We start from the raw sequence: 24,294 nt of genomic DNA on the forward strand, positions 1-24,294 counted from the left end.
CGCCTTCGCGGAGATGACGATGGTATAATCTTCCCATCCAACTCCCTAAGAGATCAAACTCATGAAGAAACAATCAACACCACCCAAAAAACAATACAACCATCACATTCGCCCTCAAAAGCATTTCTGCCATCGGTTCGATTAATAGTCCCATATTATAATACTATCCCCCAACGTAACCAATCGCCCATCAGGCAATGAGAATGCATCCCTAAGAAATCTAATATGATTACTGATAAAGCTCGTATGTGTACGGCAGTTTTTGGAGTTCTTTGCATCCCATAGCATAATTTCACCACTGGAGGAAACACACGCAAAGCGACCATCCACCATCTGAGTAACGTAACTAAAGTTAGACATTCTGCCTTCTTGTACGTGAATGCAGGGTTTGCAAGTCTGAGCACTACGATGCCAATATGCTAACTTGCAACCGTTAGTAATAATTCCCTGCTCCTTTTTGAGATTCACAGGTAAGTATAAATCCCAAAGGGAGCACAGTAGTTCTGAATACGTCAGTAATTGTGAATCAGATAAAATAATCGGCTTACGGATAAAGTCTCTATCCACCTCAGGTTCTACCAGAACATGAGTTGGCAATTGAATAGGGAGAATATTGGTATCCCAGACTCTGACCGTCCCATCTCGTGAAGGGGTCGCCACTCTACCATCAGGAAAAACACTGGCATCCCAGATAGCATCACTATGATCTTCGTAAACAGCAATGCATTTTTCGTCCGTTGTTAAGTCCCAGACTCTGGCCGTAGCATCATCGGATACTGAGAGAAATCGACTGCCCGTCAGTTTTATCATCTCCATCACACGATCTTTATGCCCCTTAAGTATTTCCAAAGGCTCTGATTCGTGTGTATTGAAATCCCAGAGAATGATATCATTTCCGGACGTGGAAATAAGAATATCATCCGTTAAAAAAGTCATTCGCCAGATAGTCTCACACGGTCCGCAGAAGGTGGCTGAACACGCCCAGACATTCTTTTTTTCCTCCTTCCATACTTTTATTTTTCCATCAACCGAAGCAGATGCCAACCGGCCATCCGTATGAATTACAAGGCACATAACCATATCATCGTGCATGGCTTCGCCAGATATACGTTGAAGCTTGCCTGAACTTCCTATATTCATGTCCAAGCAGTAAATTCCAGTTCCGACCGCGACGATCAAACGGCCATCAGGAAGTAGTTTGGAGGCACGAAACTCATCATATTGGTTTCCAGGGTTATCATGAGTGCCTGTGCAATGAGCAGGAACCAAACCAAGATGTCTGGCCAATGCCTGTTGCACAAATGGCCTTCCTTTGATGACATCTGCTAATTCAGGCACTTCATTGACAATACGACGGATCAGGTTTGGGTTTTCCTTCATTGATGCTATTGAACTTACGTTTGTATACGATTGCTCGTAATAACTGTTCTTGACTTGCTCCCGACACACCACAGGCAAAAGACCAATATTTTTAAAAGCCTTGCAGGTCAGCTGGATAGAACAACGATCTTTCAAGGAGGTAAACTGAAAAATTCTGCTTAGCACTTCTTCAGGTAATCGCTTTAAAGTCTGGGAATTGCTCTGGTCTATAAGCCTGTTGGTTGCGACAACATGGCAATCGTGCATTCCGGTAAATCCGGAAGAGTTACCGGCGCTGTTTCCTGATATTTGTGCTTCTTGATTTTGTGCATAGCATGCATCAATAGCAGGCTTCAAATTAGCTGTGTTGGTGACCATATTATTCTTTCCGTTTACAGTAGTAATGCACCACGCCTTTTCAATTAAGAGTAAGACGGCTCACGTTGTCTCATATGTATAGACCATGCTCATACGATGGCCGGTTCCGGTTGCATTATCGTGGGATAACGCTAAAATTCTGCGCCATCGTTTTTCTGATAACGACATGTATTCAATTTCACAAAAATTCCATCCCAGCGTTACTTGCATCCAAGTAGACTGAATCGAATATTTAGTGGCCCGGGACGACTCATTAATGATGCTCGCTTTTGCTCTGTACAAATATTTCCCTTACGGCGGACTACAGCGGGACTTTCTACGCATTGCCCTTGAATGCCAGAAAAAAGGTCATGAGATTCAGGTCTATACGACCCAATGGCAGGGAGTAAAGCCGGACGGTTTCAACATCCATTTTCTGAAGCCCAGAGGGCTCTCTAACCACCAGAAAATGTCAGATTTTGCCCAGCAGGTTCAGCAGACATTAAAAGGTTCACCCGATACTTTATTAGTCGGCTTTAATAAAATGCCCGGGTTGGATGTCTACTATGCAGCAGACACCTGTTATAAAGCCAAAACGGACAGCAAATCCTTCCTGTATAAAATGACGGCTCGATACAAAGCCTATTGTGCATTTGAAGCGTCCGTATTCGGCCAGAAAAGTCACACCGTTTCATTATTAATTTCCGCGTTACAGAAACCGGTCTTCCAGAATATTTACGCTACCAGCGACGACCGGATTCACCTTTTACCGCCGGGAATATCCAAAGACCGCTGCCGCCCGGAGAATGCTGAGACTATACGCAGAGAGTTTCGTCAGTCCTTCAATTTGTCCGATGAGGATCACCTTGTATTGATGGTTGGCTCGGGTTTCAAAACCAAGGGATTAGACAGAGCCATTAAAGCCATCGCATCATTACCAGAAGCGACAAGGGCTCGTACTCAGTTTTATATTATTGGTCAGGATAATCAGAAGCCATTCATCGCATTGGCTAAACGTCTTGGCGTTCTGGGTAACGTTCGTTTCTTTGCTGGTCGAGATGATATTCCGCGCTTTCTTCTGGGTGCCGATTTGTTAATTCACCCGGCCTACAACGAGAACACCGGCACAGTGTTGCTGGAAGCTCTGGTATCAGGCCTTCCGGTATTAACGACAGATGTCTGTGGCTATGCCCATTACATTTTAGATGCTGAAGCAGGCCAGGTGATCCAATCGCCGTTCACCCAAGACGCATTGAATAAGGCGACATTATCAATGCTGACCTCTGAGCAGAAACAACAGTGGTCCGACAATGCTGTGCGCTTCAGCAAGCAGGCCGACTTATACAGCATGCCGGAGCGGGCTGCCGACATCATTATCGCCGAGGCGTTCAAAACCGCCGGGGCCTCCACAGTTGAAGCGGATAAGAAACCGATTGAGGTCACGAACTAAGTGTTGTACCTGAGAGAAGATTTCAAAAAAGCCTGGGAAGGTCAAAACCCTCAGGATCTAGTAGAAACTATGGATGGCGAAGTCTACCGTGCCTTGGAAGCGCGTCGCACCTACCGCTTTGAACTGAATGGCAATGGATTCTTCGCCAAGGTGCATGGTGGTGTTGGCTGGATGGAAATTCTGGAAAACCTGCTCCACTTCAGAATGCCCGTATTAGGCGCCCGCAATGAGTGGGAAGCGCTGGAGCGCCTGCACAGCCTGAATATTGATACCATGACACCCGTCGCCTACGGTGAAACTGGCAGCAATCCAGCAACCCGAAGATCATTTCTCGTGACAGAAGAACTCGAAGGAATGATTACTCTGGAGGATTTCTGCAAACCCTGGAATAAAACGCCGCCTCCTTTTTTATTAAAGTTGGCCATGGTTAAAAAACTGGCCACTATCAGTAAAACGATTCACAACAACGGTTTAAATCATCGGGATTATTATCTCTGTCACTTCATGATGCCGGATGTCCTGTCACCAGATCCTGACAACCTGACGTTTTACATGATCGACCTGCACCGGGCGCAGCTACGGACAGAAACACCTCTGCGCTGGCGGATTAAAGACCTGTCCGGACTTTATTATTCAGCCATGGACGTTGGTATTACCCGTAAAGATCTGTTCCGGTTTATCAAAATCTATACAGGTTTGCCTTTAAGAGAAGCATTAACTCAATACGAGCCCATGTGGCAAGCCATTGAGAAAAAAGCTCAGAAGCTTTATCAACGTATGGCTAGAAAGCTTCCATCGAATTCATGAATTTTTGAGTAAAGGCAATGACCACAGGGATTACCACTTACACCGTTGAGGCGCTCACCGCCTTAAAGGAAGCACCTGCCAACGGGTCATATCTGCAGATTCAAGACAAACCATTGCTTATTGAATCCGTGCTGCGCTTTTTACCGGGTAAACGCCTGGTCGCAAAAGCGATATTGGATAATCAAGTGGTGCTGGCCAAGTGCTTTCTTGGAGAATCCGCCAAACGCCATATGCAGCGTGAGCAAAATGGGCTGGAATCATTTACTGCAGCAGGCATTGCCACGCCAGCCATTTATAACACACTACAAGCCCAGAACTGCTGCCTGCTGACAACTGAGTTTTTAGATGCTTCGCAATCCCTTGATGATCTCTGGCAACAGGAATTAGCAGACGAACAACGACTGTCGCTTTTAAAACAGGCCGTTAAAACACTCGCCACCTTACATAAGCACAACACTGTCCATAACGACCCTCATCTGGATAACTTTCTGATGAAAGATGGTGCGCTATATCTGATTGATGGTGGCGGCACAAAAAAAGAAAGCCATCCGTTATCCTCGGCAACAGCACTGGATAACCTGGGCTTTTTCCTGTCGGTACTGTTTCCAAGGTTCGACCACCTTTCTGTACAATGCCTGCAGGAATATCAGCAAATCTTCCCGCTTGGAAACATATCCGAAGAAAATTTAGATGCGGCCATTATCAAGCGACGGAAGTGGCGAGAACGCTATCTGGAAAAGATATTCAGAAGCTGCACAGACTTTGTCGCTGAATCCAAATTTAATAAATTTCAGGTGACTAACAGAACGGAAATCAGACCTGCTCTTACAGAGTTTATGGCTGATCCTGAGCCTCTTATTAACGCCGGAAAAGTACTCAAACGTGGCAGTACGAATACCGTGTCCATTGTGACACTGAACGATCAGACCCAGGTCTTTGTAAAGCGCTACAAAAGCACCAAAGGTTTGCTGCACTGGTTTCTCCGGGGCTTCAGGCAATCCCGCGCCAGAAATGGTTGGTACACTGCCCACTACTTGCTTCGTTTGCTGGGTATCGACACGCCAAAGCCTATTGCTTTGATGGAGTATAAAGTCGGGCCTTTCGTCACCTGCAGTTATCTGGTGACAGCGTTCGTTGAAGCGGAAGATGCGCTGCATTACTTCAATGAGCTGAAAACCATCACGCCTGAAGCAACAACTCGGTCGAAGTTATTAAAAGACACGTTGAAGGTGTTGAAGGATGCACTGTTTTTCCACGGTGATATGAAAGCCACTAACTTTTTGTTTGCCAATGGCCGTCCACTGGTGATCGATCTGGATCAGTCGATGGTGCTCAGCCCTGGGAACACGGCGGAAAAACTGCTCAAAAAAGATGAAGCCCGCTTTGCCAGAAACTGGCCTGCGGGTTCCGTTGCTAAGCAGCTATTTTCGAAATGCTAAGATTGAACATCGGTGCTTTCAAAGATTTTATCCGCGGAAGCAGCGACAAAGCCCTGATAGAGTTGTCCGTCAGGCATTGGGTGACGCATGGCGAACTCGTAGAAACAGCCGGGAATGGTCAGTTCACCATCGTTAAAGCTGACGCTTACTTCTTTCGCCATGGTCGATGATTGCTCCAGAAACACCTCCGGTGAGCCTTTCACCAATCCGCCGCTGGTGTTCAGCTCATAACCGTTATCCAGCAATAACTGATTAACGCCGTTGATATCTGCCGGTGTCTTCAGGTGATTGATCGAAACGGTAAAGTGGTTAGCTCGAAAGCCATGGGCGGCTAGCCAAGAAGCGTACTCACTTTCTGCGGCTAGTGTCTTGTATTGCTCCATAGAAACCGTCCATGGCCGACCCGAGCAACAAAAGCTTTGCTGATTAACACTCTCTTCAGTGACCTGATCAACAAGGCCATTAATGATCGTCTGACAGTCTTCAGGTAGCTCTTCCACTTTAAGCTCACTGATAAACACTTTAGGCAGGGTGTCATCGGGGTGCTTGTAGTATCGGGCAAACAACTTTTTAGCCGGAAAATGATACTCATCCATGGGCTGATAACCGGCATCAACAAATGGCTGCGCCACTTTCTCTAAAGAGAGTTTTTCCAGGTTAAAAGTTCTCAAGGCAATATGGTCATTAATCACATTGCCTTGATTTAACTTATCGAAGAGCTGATGGATGGGTTGGGCATCCGGAGTCAGTGCCAAATAATCCTGCCACATGGCATCAAGCAGTTCATGAATCGTGAGTTTCATTGTTACGCGCCTCTCAGCCACTCCAGTTGATCACCGTTAGCTTGCCGGTATGCCAGCGTCAGTAATAAAGCTGCACTGAGTTTCGCTCGCGGAACCAGGCTATTTACTTTCAAATACTCTTGTTCGCTGTGAATCGCCCCACCCTGAACACCCAGAGTATCGATATTTGGAATCCCTGCGGATGCGAGATTGTTGCCATCACAACAACCACCGGTGGGTTTCACATCGATGCTCAAACCAAGCTCAGCGCCGAGGTTTTGCGCTAATGCCAATAGCTTTTCATTGGCAGGGCTCAATAATTTTGGCTTGCGGGTAAAGCCGCCGTGTAACTCCAGATGAATACCATCGCGGGTGTTTATTCCATCGATAATGTCATTCAGTTTATCCAAACACCATTGTTCATCATCCGGGTGTTCCAAACGGATATTGAATTTGTGCACACATTTATCCGGCACAACGTTGGTTGGGCCACCGCCATGAATAAAGCCTGGATTAAAAGTAATACCCGTCCGCTGTCCATTAAGATCGTCCATGGCAGAAACAAAGTCACATAAAGCTCTGATGGCGTTACGACCAAGGTGATGCTCACGACCGGCATGGGCAGCCTTGCCATGACTGACTACCGAAAAGTTCCCACTGCCTTTGCGTTGCCCGGCCAGACTCCCATCTGGAAAACTGGGTTCAAAAATCATCCCCAGATGCACACGCTTTGCCGATTCCGCAATCAAAGGTGCAGAGCCGGGAGAGCCAATCTCTTCGTCAGGATTGAACAGGATCTCCCAGCCAATATGTTCAGCCCAAGGGCTTTGCTCAAGTACTTCCAATGCCTTGAGCATCACCAGAATGCCACCTTTAAGATCGGTAACACCCGGTCCATTAACCGTTTCATCGTCCAGCCATTTCACCTTTTGGAAAGGGCTGTCTTTTGGAAAAACCGTATCCATATGCCCACAAAGAAAAACCTGTAAAGGGGCTTCCGGGCGTTTTCGAATTCGAAGCGCATCTCCTAACGGGTTATGAACAATATCGCCCTGATCATTCACCACTTCCCAAGGGGCAACAGGTATACGTTCATGGTCAGAAGATAGGTTAGCAGTGAGTTTGAGCAGGCTTTCCAGTACCTGATTAACACCATCACGGTTCAGGGTACCTGAGTTGATTTCTGCCAGTTCAATGGTGCGGGAAAGCATGTCATCCTGCTGATCATTTAACAAATCCAGCAGGGAACGTATTTCGGAAGGGAGTGTATCAATAACAGTGTCGTTTATATGTTGCATCGAGAACGTCTCATCGTGTTTATACACCCCCGCTCAGCGAACGGGGGTATGAGTTAGCGAGAGTTCACTCAGGCTGAAGTCACTTTGGCAACTGCCCTTTCCAGTCTTGCCATACCTTCATCAATATCTTCATCCGGGATAATGAGTGATGGTGCAAAACGTAATACATTAGGTCCAGCCACCAGCAACATAGTGCCTTCCTGAGCCGCAGCAGCCAAAAAATCTTTACCACGACCATGGTAATCTTCCACCAGCTCCGCACCGATCAACAGACCTTTGCCACGAACTTCTTTGAAAATGCCGTACTTTTCCTGAATCGCATCTAGGTGCTTACGGAAACGAGCATGCTTGTTGCCGACATTATCGAGCACTTCTGGCGTATTGACTGTTTTGATGACTTCCAGAGCCACAGCACAAGCCAGTGGGTTACCGCCGTAAGTGCTGCCGTGAGTACCAAAACCAAAACTTTTGGCGACTTTATCAGTGGCCAGCATCGCACCAATTGGGAAACCACCGCCCATAGACTTGGCACTGGTAAGAATGTCCGGTGTGACGCCATAATCCATATACGCATACAATTTACCGGTTCTACCCATGCCCGATTGAACTTCATCCAGCACCAACAGTGCATCATGTTGATCACACAGTTCACGGATACCTTTGATAAAATCAGCATCCGCTGGTAATACGCCACCTTCACCCTGAATAGGCTCAAGTACAACAGCACAAGTCCGTTCAGACATCACCGATTTCAGCGCATCCAGATCGTTATAAGCGGTGTGAACGACACCGCCGGGAACTGGCTCAAAACCCTCACGATATTTCTTCTGTCCACCAACGGTTACTGTAAAGAGAGTTCTGCCATGGAAGGATTGGGTAAAAGAAACGATTTCATTTTTCTCTGGACCAAAATTATCAAACGCGTACTTTCTGGCGAGCTTGAATGCCGCTTCATTGGCTTCTGCTCCAGAGTTACAGAAGAAAACCTTGTCTGCGAAGGTGTTATCGATCAACTGTTGCGCCAACGCTAACGCAGGTTCATTGGTATAGATGTTGCTGAGATGCCAAAGCTCTTCACTCTGCTTTTGCAGAGCCGAAACCAATACCGGATGACAATGACCAAGGGCATTGACCGCAATGCCGCCGGCAAAATCGATATACTCTTTTCCTTCCTGATCCCACACTCGTGATCCCTTGCCTCGAACAGGCACCATGGACTGTGGCGCATAATTGGGAACCATTACCTGATCGAAGGTTGAGCGACTAACGGGATGCTCTGACATACTTTTACCTCTTGGTCAGTTGTTCTTATCAATTGTTGTTGCATTTTACACAAGCCTGAGAAACTTGTACGCAGTTTTAACAAACCTTCACAGATAATTCATACGGGCACCTGACGAGCCTTCAATTGCTCTCGAAGCGCGGTAAGAATTTGTGTGCGCCCGATCACCCCGATCAATCGACCATCTTCTACCACCGGGTAAATCTTGGGCTTATTATTTTGCATGGATTCGGCCAGAGTGATGATACTCTCCGATGGACTTGCTGTAAGCACTTCCTTACGCATTACATCACTGGCCAGAACATCAAAATCACAATGATAACTACTGCCCAACAGTTTCTGAATACAGTCTTGCTCTGATAGAAAACCGATCAGTTTTTTATGTTCATCAACGACCGGGAGGCCGGTCAGATGGTGCCGACAAAGCAATTCTGTTGCTTCACTGAGGGGAGTATGTCCATAGATAACCGGGGGGTCGTAAAGCAGATAATCACGAACCTGAATATGCGCATTCATAGCCGCCTCCTTTACCCATCAAAGTATTGCTGAACCATAGCGAAGGTTGTCTTTCAGTCTAGGAGCCTGTCGGACTTAGAACAACTTTTGAGTATAATACCCGCAAGATCGTAAAAGACAGCCAGCCAATGAACAAATGGACTTTCAGACCCATTGACCGAGACATCCCTGACTTTTTTCCTGCCACTGTTCAGGATTATCTGCCAGAGGTGCATCTTGCTCGCTTTGTTGTAGAGGTGGTTGAGCAGCTAGACCTCACACCTTTGATCAGCGCCTATAAAGGAAGGGGTTCTAAAGCCTGGCATCCATCCCTCATGCTGTCGTTATTGTTCTATGGATATGCAACAGGTGTCTTCTCCAGTCGCAAACTGGAGAAAGCAACTTATGACTCCATCGCCTTTCGATATATCTGCGCCAACGAGCATCCGGATCACGACAGTATCAACACCTTTCGCCAGCGCTTCCGTAAAGAAATCAGTGAACTTTTTGTTCAGATATTGTTGATTGCGCAACAGGCAGAATGGTTGAAGCTGGGAACCATCAGCCTCGATGGAACCAAGATGAAGGCCAATGCCAGCAAACACAAGGCGCTCAGTTACAAGCACGCATGCAAGCTCGAAAAGCAGCTCAAGGCAGAAGTTGAAGAGCTCCTCAGGATGGCTGAAAAAGCAGATACTGAAAAATTGCCAGACGAATTATCCATTCCTGATGAGCTGAAACGCAGGGAAGATCGCCTCAAGGTGATTGCCGATGCCAAAGCTGAAATTGAGCGACGAGCTGAAGAACGTTATCAGCAAGAGCTGGCAGAATTCCAGGACAAAGTTGCCCGTCGTGATGCGATCAGAGATACGGGAAAAAAGCCACGGGGCAAAGAACCGAAAGCCCCTACGCCGGGCCCCAGGGACAAAGATCAAGTCAACCTGACAGATCCGGAGTCTCGCATAATGCCAACGTCTGCTAACGGTTTTGTACAGGCTTATAATGCGCAGGCCGCAGTAGATAACGACAGTGGTCTTATTGTTGAAAATCATATTACTCAGGCGACCAATGACAAACAACAGGTAGCGCCTGCCCTCGAAGAACTGGCCTCTCGTGCAGAGCAGATTGGCAAGCCCAGCGCGATTCTTGCCGACACGGGCTACTTCAGTCAGGGCAATGTGTCTGCTGTGGATAAGTTTGGAGCTATCCCTTACATTGCAGAAAAGAAGGATGCCCATAACAAACCTTTACTGGAGCGCTTTAAGCCCGATGAGCCGATGCCCGCAGGCGATGATGTTACCGCACTGGAGTTGATGCGTTGGCGATTGCAAACCAGGGAAGGACGGGCGGTGTATGCATTGAGAAAAAGCACCATTGAGCCAACGTTTGGGATACAGAAGGAAGTGATGGGATACCGTCAATTTCTGGTCCGTGGTCTTGAAGCAGTGTCTGCTGAATGGGATCTTCTGTGCATGGGTTTTAACCTGAAGCGGATGTTTACGCTGATGCTGAAAGATCTTCAGGAAAGTATCATTTTTATGCAGTTTATTTCAGCTTACAGGTTATTTGTCGCATGCATTTGGATATTTGGGCAAAAGAGACTGACGACATAAACAGCACTTCCAGACTGGATTCTGTGATTTTTGACTTTATTGCGGCCCATCTCCGGTTTTTACTTTCAAGTCCGACAGCCTCCTAGCTGAGGCTTTACGCCTCAGCATCGTGAAGGGCAAGAAGCCTGTGATATTTAATTCAATTTCTTAACAGCAAGCTCTGCCTGTTTAAGTTCCTTGTCAATCGCTTCATGGAGTAATCCGAACTCACTATCGTACCTCAGCAGCTTGTCCGTAAACTCTGGCATCAACTCAGTCATAGTCACTTCCGTATTGTCCGGTAAGCTTTCCGGAAGTATCCGCGTGAGATTAATCCAGTGCATTTCCGTTTGCCGAAAAAACGACAACAGTCGATCGTACTCAACAGCAGGATTAAACATGTCCGGCTTTCTGCCAGCCCGGGAAAGTGCAAGAAGGTCAAAGATCTGTTGCAATTTGGCATCGTGTACGGCCAGAGCGGTGTTCACATGCCTCAAGTCATTGGCATAGCCGCCGGCTGCGGTTTTGCTGACTGGGGCAACCGGTGCAGTTTGAACTTCTTGCACATTATCGATAATGGCGATATCCGCCTGCTTGCCAAATGCCATATCCGGGCGATTCAGGTGCGTGGCCGCCAGATTGACCAGATGGTTTTCAACTTTATTAAAATCGACCTCCATCATCTTCATTAGCTTTTCCAGCTTTTCATTCACACCCAATTCATTATTGCTTTCTGTTTTCGCTTCAGCAGAAACACCAAACTCTGGATCCTTCAGAGCCTCAGGCTGGTAAGAGCGCTCATTCATAGTCTCTTGTACCGACGAGGTCATAGCACTATCTCCTTTATTGCTATTCCTTTATTGCTAACTATTTAAGCCTAGTCGAAAAGCGATAGCCTCTTCCTATCGATCAGGATTAGCAAAATCTATTTGCAAATGAGATTCATTCTCATACAATTAAGTCATCAACGATTCAGACCTCGGAGTTCACCGTGATCAAGACTATGTCCTTTGCTGTAATACATTTTTTTGTTGCTTTTTCAGTAGGTTATATAATGACCGGCGACATCGTTATTGGCGGCGCGCTCGCCTTGGTAGAACCTGCAGTCAACACTGTTGCCTTTTACTTCCATGAAAAGGTGTGGAACCGCATAAAAAAGACTGAACCAAAGCATAACAAGACCTTGGTCGCAGCATAGGTCATGGCAATGTTCAAACGTTCAAACCGTTGCCATGGCGCCTTTATCCAGGCCTTCGTAAGCGAACACTTTGATCTGCCGATCTGGTTTCTGTTCCGCCAAACGACGAACAATATGTTGTGCCAGCAGTTCAACCGTTGAATCTGTATCGATCAAATAGCACTGTGTGACTGGCAGGCTGAGCTCAAAGTAGCCCTGGTTCGCCTGATAACCAAACCGGTAGTACTCTGTGCTATCCACCCGGAACGTTTCCAGCAGATCTTCCCGGGTTCCAATATAGATATCCCGCCACTGAGCCGCCCACCAGGCTTCCAGCACCTGATCTCGATGCTCATCCACATAAACCTGTATCTGCGAACGATGCCCATGGGCAATTCGCTGACAATCACCATCGTGCTTTTTCAAGCCATGACTGTAGTGATAATAAGCACCGCCAATATCTTCCGGGTATAAATTCAAATCTACTTTCTGAACATTCTCCGGCAGCTCTGATAGCACAGCGGCTTCAAGGAAAGGCGTTAATAATTCAGGGGTGATGCTCTCACTGTCCAGCAGTAGTAGGGCTTGAGCGGGCGCTGCACAGGTAATCAAACCACCTTGCGCTGAAAACTGAACGGTGAGTTGATTATCTTCATGACTGACAGACGTCCTTTCTGACTTGGCAGGCACCAGCAGTCGGTGATCTGCCATAGTATCCAACATCGCTTTGATCTGTTTTTTCACATGACCAAAATCAAACACCATGCCCTGCTCATCAAGATCTCCCCACAGCGTGACATCGACAATCCATGTTTCACCAACCACACCCCGCTCTGGACAGAGATAGCTGAAATCAAGGGTCGTGAGCTTATTGACGAACAATGCCTGCATAGTACTTCCGAGCTTTTAAGTGATTTGTTAATAGAAATTAAAAGCACCGTTATTTTGGAAGCTAATAGTGAAATTATCCACAGCCAGTATCTATTTATTACATTTATACGCACTAACACCTACGCAGGCTTTTATTGTGCTTGCCAGCACCGGTGCCAGACGATTATCTTCTGCACCCTGAAGAGAATGAACTTTATGGGCCAGACTTTATGGGCCAGACAGTGCACCAGGAACCCTCCACCAAGGAGCCAGCTTTGAGCAGCCAGATAACACCAGAAGAACTGAGTTTTGATGCCAATCATATCTGGCACCCTTATAGCACCACGGTTAATCGGGCGGATATGTTCCCAGTGACTGGGGCTGAAGGTGTTTATCTTCATCTGAACGATGGTCGCCGGGTGATTGATGGCATGTCTTCCTGGTGGTGCATGGTGCATGGCTACAACCATCCTGAAATGAATCAGGCGCTGAAGCAGCAGATCGATGAGTTTTCCCACGTTATGTTTGGCGGGCTGACCCATAAACCCGCCATCGATCTGGCCAAAAAGCTGGTAGCGATGACGCCAGAGCCGATTCAGACGGTTTTCTTTGCCGACTCCGGTTCCGTCGCGGTAGAAGTGGCGATCAAGATGGCTATGCAGTATTGGATCGCCCAAGACCGCCCTGAAAAGAACAAAATGCTTACCGTACGTGGTGGTTATTACGGCGATACCACCGGTGGTATGTCTATCTGTGATCCCGACGGGGGCATGCATCACTGGTTTACCGGGATTCTTCCTCAGCACTATTTTGTCCCAAGGCCTGCCTGTGGTTTTCATGAACCCTGTGAAGACAGCCACCTGACAGAGCTTCGTCAGTTTCTGGATCTCCAAAGCCACCAGCTTGCTGGCATTATTATTGAACCCATTGTGCAAGGCGCCGGCGGCATGCATTTCTATTCGCCAGATTATCTGGTTCGCCTGCGTCAGCTGTGCGATGAATATGACATTCTGTTGATCCACGATGAAATTGCCACCGGTTTTGGTCGTACCGGTAAACTCTTTGCCTGTGAACATGCCAATGTTGTTCCTGACATTATGTGTGTTGGCAAAGCGCTGACCGGTGGTTACATGACCATGGCCGCCACGCTTTGCACAGAACAAGTCAGCAAAACCATTTCAGAACACGGCCCTTTCATGCACGGCCCTACCTTTATGGCCAACCCTCTGGCCTGCGCTGCAGGTAACGCCAGTCTCGAAATACTCTCCCGAGGAGAGTGGCAACCTCAGCTGGCCATGATCGAAACAGTCCTCAAAAATGAGCTAATGCCCTGTGCCGAAATGGCCTCAGTCTCTGAAGTCCGGGTGCTTGGCGGTATTGGTGTGGTGGAATTAAAAGAGCCGGTGGTGATGGCTGAAATACAACCCTTGTTTGTGGAAGAAGGCGTCTGGGTGCGCCCTTTTGGCAAACTGGTTTATGTGATGCCCCCTTATGTCATCACCCCTGAAGAACTGAAAACTCTGTGCAATAGTATTTGCAGAGTCCTTCATCGTGTTGGCAGATGATTTAAAATGACGCTATTTTTCAGTTTCACAACAATTTATTAAGTCGTTTAAAGGAGTACAAACAATGGGTGCAGGTCTTCCAAAAACCCCAGAGCAGTTCCATAAAATCCCCCACGCCCGTGTTGCCATTATTGGCGGTAGCTGGCACAGCGACTGTGTTGACGCCATGATCAACCGAGCTGAGAAAGAATTGTTGGCGCTTGACGTCAAACCGGAGAATATCTCTGTACACAAAGTACCGGGATCTCTTGAGTTACCACTGGCTGCAAGATTGCTGTTTGAAAAAGATCCAGAGCTGGATGCAGTGCTGGCCTTTGGTGTGGTTCTGGAAGGCATTACCAGCCACGATGAAAGCGTGCTTCACGCCGTTGTTAACGGCTTCCAGAATGTCACTGAGCGTTTTGGCAAACCGGTGATTAACGAAGTTATTGGTGTCACCAGTATCGAAGATGCCCACAAACGTTCTGGCGATAATCATATGAATAAAGGCGTTGAAGCCGTCTATGCTACGTCAGAACTGTTGAACTGGATTCACCAGCTCTGAAAATGATGTGAGTTGTCAGTGGGGGCTACAAAGATTCCTGAGTAGCCTCTTTATTGGCCACCATGCCACTCTTTTCTACAAACTCTTCTACAAGCTCTTCCTGTAACTCTTTATTCACCATGACGGTGACACAAGCATCCGACCAAACGTTCACAGCGCTCTCGAACATATCAATCAGTGCATAAAAAGGCAGAATGATTACCAGTAGCTGCAGAGGTACCCCCATCGCGGCCAGAAAAGCACTGGACATCATATAACAGCCCATGGGTACGCCAGCATTGCCAATAGCTGCGACGGTGGCAATACCAATCCACACTACCATCTCAAAGGTTGAAAACGCCACACCACTACTTTGAGCCACAAACAGCACCGTAATCAAAATAAACGCAGCGCAGGCATTCATATTAATCGTGGTGCAAATAGGCAGACTAAAACGGGCAACGTTGCTTTGAACGCCCAGTTTCTCCGCACACTCCACAGAACTGGGCAAAGCTGCAACCGATGATTTACCAAAGAATGCAATGGTCAAAGCAGGCCACATCACTCGAGCGGTTTGCCATGGGGAAAACCCTTTGCTTTTGAGAAACACAGGCAAAACAACGCCCGCCTGAATCACGTTGGCAACTAAAATACAGGCCAGATATAAAGCCAACTCAGTTAATACTTCTTGCCCATGAAGATCTTGAACAAACAGGTTAACGAAAGACCACACGGCTAAAGGCATCAACTTGAGCACAAATGACGTCATTTTCATCACAGCGGCAAACATACTGTCATAAAAAGCATTCAAGTTTGAACGATGCTTCGGCTCCAAACAAATCACCGAAAAACTGAACAACAGCGCTAAAAACAACATGCTCATTACGTTGTGCGTTTGAAACGGTTCAATGAAACTGGAAGGAATCACTTTATCAAAGTGCGTCCATAAATTAACGCTTGTCTCTTGCATAAATTGATCCGTTTGCCTTGACAATGAGAGCCCCAGTGGATCAATCAACAGATACAACCCGAGAGCAATGGTGGCAGCGATAATCGTCGTCACTAGTGTGTACTTAAGGACACTGCTTCCCATTTTCTTCACCGTAGAAATATCACCGCCCCCCGACAGCGTAGAAACCAGTGAAAAGAAAATAACCGGCAGACTTATTAATTTCAGCATTCGGATAAAGAGGTCAGAAACAATCTGGCTGGCCTGATAAAACTCTGGTAAATGAAGCCAGCCTGTGAAAATCCCCAATAGGCCGGCAAAAATCAGAACGCTATTTCCCGTAAAAAGCGAGCCATTAAGAAACAAGAAAGTCCGACCGGAGCGACAAGGGTTTTTCTGCATTTGTGGTCAACACCCATTTAATTAAACAGATTCTACAAGATAGACAGAGTCCACATAACGCCTTATCTTATTTTGGTATTAGCTTGGGCTGTTCTGGAATGATGCTAAATAAAAACCCTTCCTCACTGTATGAGGTTGTCGCGAAAGCTCTGGTTCCCATTCTTTGAGGGTGTCGCGAAACTCTCAACCAGCTCGTTCCCATGCTCCTGCGTGGGAACGAGGTTTCTGAAGTATTATGGCGGCCTCTGTATCCGGGCAGGAACTTTTGGGACAAAAGCCCATCTTAATATCTACTAGACTTCTCCCGCCAATGGCATGTGCGTGTGCGGCTTCACAATTATAAAACGCCTACTACCTACTAAGTGTTGCCCTCTGAATGACTCAGGAGTAGTAAAATGCTGAAAAACATCTATTTTTCCTTTATCGGGTCTGAAAATGACGGTCAGTGCGTACCATTGCACAAGGTATCAAGACGCTTCTTCATTCAAGAGCTCTTGCTGTCAGAAGAGGCTGAAGAAAGCGAAGAGTATCTTGAGGAATGGTTTTTCCCTTACCCAGAGCATCGAGCCTTACTCGTAGACTCTTCCGATGCCACAACCGTTAACAAGCTCACTTCTGTCAGATTGAAGGCAGCCGCCGGTATTCACTGTGGTCGCAAGCGCGCTTATAGTTTATCCATCTCGGGTGTTAGTAAACACAGACCTTCAAAAATAGTCCGTTGGAATAGCTCGGAAGAATAGCTCGGAAAAACAGTTAGGTGGAATAATGAGAAGTATCAGGTGTAACATTCTGTCCTCCTTTTTAATAATCCTAATGATTTTACATACGGGAGTAACGATGGGTGATACTCTGCTTCAATCCACCCCTGAAGACCCAGAACTCAAAGAATCAAAGCTCGATGAACTCAAGCTTGGTAAAGGGGGGATTATTCTCGTGCGTCATGGCGAGGGAGAGCACAATGTCAAACATATCTATAGCAGTCACCCCAACAACCCTGACTACCAGCCTGTCCGCTTGACTGATCGAGGTCGTGCTCAAGTGAGAGATACCGCTAATAAGCTACTGGCTCTAGGGATCGCCAGTGATAAGGTCTGCAAAATCATTGCCTCACCGCTCCCCAGAACCATCGAAACCGCAGATATTTTAATAGGAAAGCTGCAAATCCCACTGTTTAAAAAAGAAGTGGATGCAAGAGCTATAGAAGCCGATGCTGGCAAACGGGATGGCCACGACTATCTGCAATACAAGGAAGCAGACTTCTGGTTCCCTGAGAACCCCGAGCAGTTTGGTGGCGAGACGCCAGATGCTATCGAAAAGCGTATGACATCACTGCTGAATACCATTGTAAACGATTCGGAATGTGATCTGGAAAACCAGTACGTTATTGTTGTCAGTCATGGCTCACCCATTCTTCTTACTCAGCAGCTTTTGGGGCTTGGTGATGAGCGTTTAGACACTGCCGGTTTTCAAATTATCGCCTATTACACATTACAAAAGACGATCACTCCCACTCTAGCCCCTAAAGACTCCAGCAAGAAATAAGATTAGAATCACCGCAGAACTGACAAACCACTGCGAAGATTCGATGACAGACCAGACAACCTTTATTCGGCAGACATTCCCGGTTGGTCCGCTGCAATGTAACTGCACAATTATCGGTGACCCGGTCACCAAAAGGGCTTTTGTTGTAGATCCCGGCGGAGATCCGGACATCATCCTTGCCAAACTTGAAGCCCTTGAGCTGAAGGTTGTGGCCATTATTCATACCCATGCACACCTCGACCACTTTCTGGCCAGCGGCGATATCAAGAAAAAAACCGGTGCGCCTATTTACCTCCATGAAGGCGATAAATTTCTCTGGGATAACCTGGAAATGCAGTGCCGCATGTTTGGTGTTCCCTATCGTCCGGTGCCAGATCCCGACTATTGGCTGAAAGACGATGAAGCCCTGCCCTGCTGTGAAGGCGTCGCCATGCATACGCCCGGCCATACGCCTGGCTCCATGTGTTTCTGGTTTGAAGAACCCAAACTATTGATTGCTGGCGATACCTTGTTCCGTCGATCCATTGGCCGGACCGACCTGTGGGGCGGGGATTACAAAACCATTGAAAAATCCATCAAACAACGCCTCTACACTCTGGATGAAGAAGCCGTTGTGGTCACGGGTCACGGTCCGGACACAACAATTGGTGAAGAAATCCGGGAAAATAGTATTATCCGCGGTTAAATTCTGATGAAGGAAATATCCATGCAATTAAATAAGATGGTTGCCACTGCAGTACTCATGGTAAGTGCACTACTGGCAGGCTGCCAGACAACTAACCCATACACTGGCGAACAGCAAACCAATAAGTCCACGAAGTATGGCCTTGGTGGTGTATTGGCCGGCGCTGCCCTGGGCGCTCTTGCCGATGGTAAAGACGGTGCTCTTAAAGGAGCCGTACTGGGTGGTGCTGCAGGTGCAGGCTATGGCTATTACCTCGACAAACAGGAAGCCGTGCTGCGTGCAGAACTTCAGGGAACGGGTGTTCACGTCTATCGTCAGGGTGATCAGCTAAGCCTGATCATGCCTTCCAACATCACCTTTGATTCCAGCCGTTCCGCGATCAAATCGGCTTTCTATCCAGTGCTCGGTTCCGTTGCCAAAGTATTCAAAGAGTATGACCGTAACCTGATCGAGATCGTTGGCTACACCGACAGCACCGGTGGCGATAAGATCAACCTGCCACTGTCTCAGCAGCGCGCTGAAAGCGTTGCAGATTACCTTGTATTCCAAGGCGTGCCAGCGACTCGCATCACCGCATTTGGCCAGGGTTCTGCCGACCCGATTGCCAGCAACAGCACATCGGCTGGTCGTGCACAAAATCGTCGTGTAGAGATCAACCTGCTACCTGCTCCACAGCGCTAAACATAAGTACCCAACCATATGAAATCATATTTTCTGACTTGTTGGTCAGACCCTCTGACTGCGTTGCAACTCTGGTCACATAGCTCGCTATGCTCCCGCCGTTGCGCCTTGCAGAGAACCTGATCAACAAGCCAGAAATATTCGATTCCATATGGCCGGGTACTTAGCAAGAAAGGCGGATCACCCGCCTTTCTAAATTCCCCTCCTCCACCTGCCAGCCATTCATCACCAAACCCCAATCGATCGACCAATAAATAAGCTTAACTCAACAACCACCGGCTAAAGCCGGTGGGTTAGATTTACGGACTGAAAGTCCGGATACGCGTCCAAGACGCGTTAGTATTCAGTCCTGAAGCTATCATCTACTTTGGGCTCAAAATGATGATCCAGATACTCCTTGATCATCTCTTCAGTCACCTTTCCCGATGTGACACAAAAATAGCCTCTTGCCYAAAAATGCCTTCCCCAGTATCGCTTCTTCAAATCAGGGAAACTTTCAAACAATCTTGTAGACGACCTTCCTTTGACCCTCCTCATTATTTCACTCGGAGCCATATTCGGAGGCGCTGACACAAACAGATGTACATGATCCTTATAATCACTCCCTTAAGAATCTCTATCTCAAATGCCTGGCACGTTTCTCTTATCAGCTCCCTGGCTCTTAAGCCAACATCTCCCTTGAGCACCTGATACCGGTACTTCGTGACAAACACAAAGTGGTACTGAATATTAAATACTGTGTGACTGCCATACCTGTAGTCCATCGCAGAACCTCTACATCCAGATAACTGCGACAAAATATCATAGCTAAAGCTGACCGGCTAAAGCCGGTGGTTTTAACCTTACGAAAGACTAATAAAAAAAGATGGAACTAATCATCAAAGACTAGAGTCTCATAAGAAAAAGGACTTTCTTGATGCAGCTTCCTACTGTCTTTTTAATGCTATTTATTGCGGTCTTAAGCCACCGCGGTGCAATCCACTACGATGAAGCCTATAACCATGACTATGGTCCAGTGGCCAATCATCCCGACTGGATGTCACGGGTAGACGGCAACAAACGAATCAGTGAGCTCTCCCTGCCCGGCACCCACGACTCCATGTCTGTCAATGGTGGCGATATTGCCCAGAATCAAACCATGAATCTGTTAGAGCAGTTGTACTCAGGTGTTCGAGTATTTGATATAAGAGCCCGACATATCGACAACCAATTTCGAATGCACCATGGAATTGTGCCGCAAAATACCTGGTTTGGAGAGGATGTGCTGCGAGTCATCAATTTCTTTCTGGAAGCCTTCCCCAGTGAAACCATCTTATTTCGCCTTAAACCTGAATATTCAGAAACGAACAACACCCGCAGTTTTACCGATACGTTAAATGCTTATTTGGAAATTTACGGCAGTAAACGATGGATACCTACTTCCCAAAACCCAACATTGGACGAAGTACGCGGTAAGTTCATTATTCTTCAGGACTTCACCGGACAGACACCAAATCGCCAGCCCTACGGTATTTTCTATCTAACATTAGACATTCAGGATCAATACAAGATGGGCACTAACTGGAATCTTCATAGCAAATGGACTGCCGTAAAAGAGCATATCAACCGCGCCAGAGCATTCCATCAACAACGTATTTTTATGAACTATCTGACAGGGTCTTATGGTTCATTCCCCTACTTCGTTGTCAGTGGGCACAGCTCTCACGGCACTTCAGCTCCACGTCTATCCACGGGTTTAACAACACCCGGCTGGTGGTATGTTTACCCTGATTTCCCCAGAACATCATGCTTTATTGGTATTTGTACCATTGCTTTTGAAGGCACCAATACCCTGACAGCAAATTACATCATCTACCCAGACAATACACCGGTTGGGATCATTATGACTGACTTCCCAGGTAAACGACTGATCGAGAACATCATTCGATTAAATCATTAATACTCAATCGCTATCACCTTTTACCTCAACTCTTGACTTGAACTTAACTTGAAGTATTAGAATCGACTCAAAGTAAATACAGGTGATAGTTGTGCATGAATCTTGAACTATTTTTCAAGCGAATTGGCTTTCAAGGTAACCCGAGCTTAACACTGGAAACACTGACAGCGATTCAACAAGCATTTCTTCAGGCAGTCCCGTTTGAAAATCTGGATATTCATAAAGGCATCAAATTCAACCTCACGCCGGAATCGCTATTTGAAAAAATAGTACGCCAACACCGTGGTGGTGTTTGCTTTGAATCCAACGGGCTTCTGCATGATGCTCTTACTCAAATGGGCTTTTCTGTGGACTTGCTGAGTGCGGAGATGTACCCAAGTGAAAAACTCACTGGATTAAACACGCATATGGCGCTGCTTGTTCACCTGAATGATGAAAGTTATCTCGTTGATGTGGGTAATGGTCGCTGCTTTGGAGATCCGCTGCCGATTCCTGGACCTTCAACGTCTGAAGGAGAAGGCGTCACCTACAAAATTCTGCCTTTTAACAACACTCATCTGGCATTATTTGCTCTTGAAAAAACACCCGAAGCCCAATGGCAACCCCGCTATGCCTTTAATACGACACCAAGAACACGGCAGGACTTTATCGAACCATCCCACTATATAGAGACATCACCAGACTCTGTTTTTACCCAGTCCAATATTGTCTCAATGCTGACACCGGAGGGCCGCATCACACTTTCTCAAAAACACGATGATCACAAGATTTTCTGGAGTGATGCTCACTCCGAAAAACGGGAAATTTCCCAGAAGGAATATGTCTTGCTACTGGCTGATCGCTTTAAACTAACACCCAGCAAGTAATACCGTTTGTCATTCACACAAAAAAACCCGACATCCGTCGGGTTTTTACCACAGCGATCAAACTTAGAAGTTGTATTTAACGGTGTAAATCATTGCATTGTTATTGCCAGCCAAACCCAGTTTGTTGTTGGCATAACGATATTGCACACCAGCGCTCACCTGAGTGATCGGGTGCCACCAAAGAGCAACCGCGCCATTCACACCGGTATTGCCATTGCCTTCTTTGTATTCATCAGCACGCAACATTTCGATCTCGGTCCAGTTAGTGACGGAGAGCTTTTGGCCTGCAGCAGAGAATCCATAACCACCAACCCAGCCTGCCATAATGCCATTGGAACCATTGTAGCCAGCATCGCTGTCGACATAATGGCCACCGATCCAAGGCTTAATCCAAAGACCACTGTCGTTAGCATAACGATAACCTACACCGACAACGGTATTGGTCTCGTAAAACCCTTTGGAGTTGAAGTGGTAAACCTGCGTGTACAACGTTACGTTGGAGTCACCCAGGTAGTAATGCATCGTACCTTTTGTGGCTACGCGTTTTTCTTTGCCATCTTCATTTTCACGATCATTGAAGGCATTTTCCAAATCGTAAAAACCGTAAACTTCACCCCAGGAAAATCCAGCTCCACCTTCAATTTCCAGGAACACAAAGTCTTCCTTACTACCACCAGTACGCTGTTCAGTCCCTTTAGACCAATCAAGCTGGTTGACGCTGACGTTCGCAAAACTCCACTGAACATCAGTCCAAGATGAAGCTTCGGATGCCAAAGCATTAAAAGAACAGGCTGTAATTGCAGCAACGGAAGCAATTTGAGTCCGTAATTTCATTGTTTTTCCTTTCAGAATTATTGTATGTCCGTGCATATTTTTTGCACGCCGAGAAATGTATAGTTTTTATACGATCAAAGGTATTCGCGATTTGCGAAGTACTATATGTGCAAATACTGAACTATGGTAACAAAATGTATCAGACCGATTTACCTGATATTTCCTGAATCAAAGCGAATATTGCTACGAAAATTGCATAAACAAAAAATATAAAACCGAGGGCTCAAAACCTTCGAAATACCTATTTTGTGGATGCGAAAGGAGGCAAACCCTGAGATCACCTCAGGGTTCTTTTTCTTAGTAACACGGTTATTTGAGATCAGGTAAGAAAAATGCCTTTTTGGGCAATAGTCTCAGTAGAGAGAACCAAATAATTCCAGCTGCGTCATATAGAGACGAGTATCCAATTCCAGCTGGTAATAGTGTGGCTCCATATGGCAGCATAACTGGTAAAACGATTTATTGTGCTCTGCCTCTTTTAAGTGACTTAGCTCGTGCACAACAATCATTCTTAAAAAATCTTCCGGCGCATTTTGAAACAATGTGCCAATGCGAATTTCTTTACGAACCTTCAGCTTACCGCCGTGGGCCATCGTGCGGGAAACATTGATGCCCAGCGCCTGATACGTCTGGCTGAGCTTGCCATCAAACAGCACTTTGTTGAGTGGTGCTGACTTACGAAGATATTGGTTTTTAAGCGTCATCGTATATTCATAGAGCGCTTTATTATTCCTTACCCCATGAGGCTCAGGGTATTTTCCTAACAACCATTCACCCAAACGCTCTTCTGAGATCAGGCGCTGAACCTGATCAATAATAGGTTGAGGGTAGTGGAGTATATATTTCAGCATGTCACGCTACAGTTATTTAAACATTGAAAGGCATAGCTTCTGATCACGTAATTCACAGATAATACCAATGGCGCTTTTTAATTGTGGAGTGAGCAAGTTATTTTGGGCGACTGGGCAAGGCGAAGAGACGAGTCATAGCCGTAGCTATGGCGAGGAACTTCAACGCTGATCCAGTCGCCCAAAATAGCTGCGCAGCCCATAATTTAAAAGCAGAATTGGTATAAATACCCTCGTACCAACCATGCAAATTCTATGTTTCTACAAGTGAATATAAAAGCTTGAATTCAAGTAATAAATACATAACCCATAACTTTTCTTACATCAATCCCAGTTAACTCTTTGAAAGCCTCATAAGGTGTTTTGTAGTCAAGGCATTTTCTAGGTCTATTATTCAGCTTATCAACCGCTATGATGACTTCTTTTTCTGTAACGTTATTAAGCTCCATCGACTTGGGGAAATACTGCCTGAGTAGCCCATTAGCATTCTCATTCTGACCTCTTTCCCAAGAGTGATACGGAGCAGCAAAGTAACTGTCACACTTCAACGCT

The 24,294-nt window shown here is 46.5% G+C and carries 23 protein-coding genes and 2 pseudogenes; 13 read left to right on the top strand and 12 right to left on the bottom strand.

Annotation, left to right across the window (positions count from 1 at the left end):
- Positions 1-141 precede the first annotated feature (141 nt).
- The gene (locus AKL11_RS01710; RefSeq protein ID WP_067514912.1) at positions 142-1,737 is read right to left on the bottom strand and encodes an F-box/WD repeat-containing protein; all 1,596 of its coding nucleotides are present in this window, start codon (positions 1,735-1,737) and stop codon (positions 142-144) included.
- A 256-nt stretch (positions 1,738-1,993) separates the two neighbouring features.
- Here AKL11_RS01710 and AKL11_RS01715 point away from each other — a divergent pair, with 256 nt between their 5' ends.
- Genes AKL11_RS01715 through AKL11_RS01725 form a run of 3 tightly spaced genes read left to right on the top strand, consistent with a single transcriptional unit; the run spans position 1,994 to position 5,412 of the window.
- Positions 1,994-3,166, top strand: coding sequence for a glycosyltransferase family 4 protein (locus AKL11_RS01715; protein ID WP_067514913.1), 1,173 nt, complete (start codon positions 1,994-1,996; stop codon positions 3,164-3,166).
- A complete protein-coding gene (gene rfaP, locus AKL11_RS01720) occupies positions 3,167-3,973 on the top strand; it encodes a lipopolysaccharide core heptose(I) kinase RfaP (RefSeq protein WP_067514914.1) in 807 nt (268 codons plus the stop codon).
- A 17-nt stretch (positions 3,974-3,990) separates the two neighbouring features.
- Positions 3,991-5,412, top strand: a complete 1,422-nt coding sequence (locus AKL11_RS01725) for a lipopolysaccharide kinase InaA family protein (protein ID WP_067514915.1) — start codon at positions 3,991-3,993, stop codon at positions 5,410-5,412.
- Here the strand turns inward: AKL11_RS01725 and AKL11_RS01730 are convergent.
- The 4 genes from AKL11_RS01730 to AKL11_RS01745 all read right to left on the bottom strand — a co-directional run bounded on the left by AKL11_RS01730 (position 5,409) and on the right by AKL11_RS01745 (position 9,290).
- On the bottom strand, positions 5,409-6,215 hold the full coding sequence (locus tag AKL11_RS01730) for a DUF1338 domain-containing protein (RefSeq protein WP_067514916.1): 807 nt from the start codon (positions 6,213-6,215) through the stop codon (positions 5,409-5,411). The two genes, AKL11_RS01725 and AKL11_RS01730, sit on opposite strands and share 4 nt — an antisense overlap.
- 2 nt (positions 6,216-6,217) lie before the next feature.
- Complete coding sequence (locus tag AKL11_RS01735; protein ID WP_067514917.1) at positions 6,218-7,492, bottom strand: hydrolase; 1,275 nt, start codon at positions 7,490-7,492, stop codon at positions 6,218-6,220.
- Positions 7,493-7,560: 68 nt separating this feature from the next.
- Positions 7,561-8,775 carry an aspartate aminotransferase family protein gene (locus AKL11_RS01740; protein ID WP_067514918.1) on the bottom strand — a complete coding sequence of 405 codons (1,215 nt, stop codon included), beginning with the start codon at positions 8,773-8,775 and terminating at the stop codon, positions 7,561-7,563.
- A 98-nt stretch (positions 8,776-8,873) separates the two neighbouring features.
- Positions 8,874-9,290: a CBS domain-containing protein gene (locus AKL11_RS01745; protein WP_095210086.1), complete on the bottom strand. Its 417-nt coding sequence runs from the start codon at positions 9,288-9,290 to the stop codon at positions 8,874-8,876.
- A gap of 128 nt (positions 9,291-9,418) precedes the next feature.
- On the opposite strand from AKL11_RS01745, the pseudogene AKL11_RS01750 reads away from it, so the two are divergent.
- Positions 9,419-10,774: pseudogene (locus AKL11_RS01750) on the top strand (IS1182 family transposase); the annotation flags it as partial.
- Between the two features lie 242 nt (positions 10,775-11,016).
- Here the strand turns inward: AKL11_RS01750 and AKL11_RS01755 are convergent.
- Positions 11,017-11,691, bottom strand: coding sequence for a hypothetical protein (locus AKL11_RS01755; protein ID WP_157673358.1), 675 nt, complete (start codon positions 11,689-11,691; stop codon positions 11,017-11,019).
- A 161-nt stretch (positions 11,692-11,852) separates the two neighbouring features.
- On the opposite strand from AKL11_RS01755, the gene AKL11_RS01760 reads away from it, so the two are divergent.
- Positions 11,853-12,059 (top strand): DUF2061 domain-containing protein, encoded by a 207-nt coding sequence (locus tag AKL11_RS01760; protein ID WP_067514920.1) that lies wholly within the window; start codon positions 11,853-11,855, stop codon positions 12,057-12,059.
- Positions 12,060-12,080: 21 nt separating this feature from the next.
- Here the strand turns inward: AKL11_RS01760 and AKL11_RS01765 are convergent, their stop codons facing one another.
- Positions 12,081-12,929 carry a 6-pyruvoyl trahydropterin synthase family protein gene (locus AKL11_RS01765; RefSeq protein ID WP_067514921.1) on the bottom strand — a complete coding sequence of 283 codons (849 nt, stop codon included), beginning with the start codon at positions 12,927-12,929 and terminating at the stop codon, positions 12,081-12,083.
- Between the two features lie 254 nt (positions 12,930-13,183).
- Between AKL11_RS01765 and bioA the strand changes: the two genes are divergently transcribed.
- Together bioA and ribH are read left to right on the top strand one after the other, a co-directional pair.
- Positions 13,184-14,473: an adenosylmethionine--8-amino-7-oxononanoate transaminase gene (gene bioA / locus AKL11_RS01770; protein ID WP_095210157.1), complete on the top strand. Its 1,290-nt coding sequence runs from the start codon at positions 13,184-13,186 to the stop codon at positions 14,471-14,473.
- A gap of 64 nt (positions 14,474-14,537) precedes the next feature.
- Positions 14,538-15,017: a 6,7-dimethyl-8-ribityllumazine synthase gene (ribH, locus tag AKL11_RS01775; RefSeq protein WP_067514922.1), complete on the top strand. Its 480-nt coding sequence runs from the start codon at positions 14,538-14,540 to the stop codon at positions 15,015-15,017.
- A gap of 25 nt (positions 15,018-15,042) precedes the next feature.
- Here ribH and AKL11_RS01780 read toward each other — a convergent pair whose 3' ends face one another.
- Positions 15,043-16,347, bottom strand: a complete 1,305-nt coding sequence (locus tag AKL11_RS01780) for a dicarboxylate/amino acid:cation symporter (protein WP_095210087.1) — start codon at positions 16,345-16,347, stop codon at positions 15,043-15,045.
- Between the two features lie 395 nt (positions 16,348-16,742).
- On the opposite strand from AKL11_RS01780, the gene AKL11_RS01785 reads away from it, so the two are divergent.
- The 4 genes from AKL11_RS01785 (at position 16,743) to AKL11_RS01800 (ending at position 19,255) form a co-directional block, all read left to right on the top strand.
- The gene (locus AKL11_RS01785; protein ID WP_067514923.1) at positions 16,743-17,087 is read left to right on the top strand and encodes a hypothetical protein; all 345 of its coding nucleotides are present in this window, start codon (positions 16,743-16,745) and stop codon (positions 17,085-17,087) included.
- A gap of 97 nt (positions 17,088-17,184) precedes the next feature.
- The gene (locus AKL11_RS01790) at positions 17,185-17,889 is read left to right on the top strand and encodes a histidine phosphatase family protein (protein ID WP_067514924.1); all 705 of its coding nucleotides are present in this window, start codon (positions 17,185-17,187) and stop codon (positions 17,887-17,889) included.
- A 43-nt stretch (positions 17,890-17,932) separates the two neighbouring features.
- Positions 17,933-18,574 (top strand): MBL fold metallo-hydrolase, encoded by a 642-nt coding sequence (locus tag AKL11_RS01795; RefSeq protein ID WP_067514925.1) that lies wholly within the window; start codon positions 17,933-17,935, stop codon positions 18,572-18,574.
- Positions 18,575-18,595: 21 nt separating this feature from the next.
- A complete protein-coding gene (locus tag AKL11_RS01800; protein WP_067514926.1) occupies positions 18,596-19,255 on the top strand; it encodes a YiaD family glycine zipper/OmpA-like lipoprotein in 660 nt (219 codons plus the stop codon).
- A 336-nt stretch (positions 19,256-19,591) separates the two neighbouring features.
- Here AKL11_RS01800 and tnpA read toward each other — a convergent pair.
- Positions 19,592-20,019 (bottom strand): annotated as a pseudogene (gene tnpA / locus AKL11_RS01810) (IS200/IS605 family transposase).
- Between the two features lie 152 nt (positions 20,020-20,171).
- On the opposite strand from tnpA, the gene AKL11_RS01815 reads away from it, so the two are divergent.
- Complete coding sequence (locus AKL11_RS01815) at positions 20,172-21,194, top strand: phosphatidylinositol-specific phospholipase C (RefSeq protein ID WP_067514928.1); 1,023 nt, start codon at positions 20,172-20,174, stop codon at positions 21,192-21,194.
- 95 nt (positions 21,195-21,289) lie between these two features.
- Complete coding sequence (locus tag AKL11_RS01820; RefSeq protein ID WP_067514929.1) at positions 21,290-22,060, top strand: arylamine N-acetyltransferase family protein; 771 nt, start codon at positions 21,290-21,292, stop codon at positions 22,058-22,060.
- Between the two features lie 63 nt (positions 22,061-22,123).
- On the opposite strand, the gene AKL11_RS01825 is transcribed toward AKL11_RS01820, so the two are convergent.
- The 3 genes from AKL11_RS01825 to AKL11_RS01835 form a co-directional block, all read right to left on the bottom strand.
- Positions 22,124-22,894, bottom strand: a complete 771-nt coding sequence (locus AKL11_RS01825) for an outer membrane protein OmpK (RefSeq protein ID WP_067514930.1) — start codon at positions 22,892-22,894, stop codon at positions 22,124-22,126.
- A gap of 353 nt (positions 22,895-23,247) precedes the next feature.
- On the bottom strand, positions 23,248-23,745 hold the full coding sequence (locus AKL11_RS01830; protein ID WP_067514931.1) for a YgjP-like metallopeptidase domain-containing protein: 498 nt from the start codon (positions 23,743-23,745) through the stop codon (positions 23,248-23,250).
- A 284-nt stretch (positions 23,746-24,029) separates the two neighbouring features.
- On the bottom strand, positions 24,030-24,294 hold a 265-nt coding region (locus AKL11_RS01835), incomplete at its 5' end, for an IS30 family transposase (protein WP_172807225.1).

Origin of the sequence: Endozoicomonas ascidiicola (assembly GCF_001646945.1) — a bacterium.
Lineage (GTDB): Bacteria > Pseudomonadota > Gammaproteobacteria > Pseudomonadales > Endozoicomonadaceae > Endozoicomonas > Endozoicomonas ascidiicola.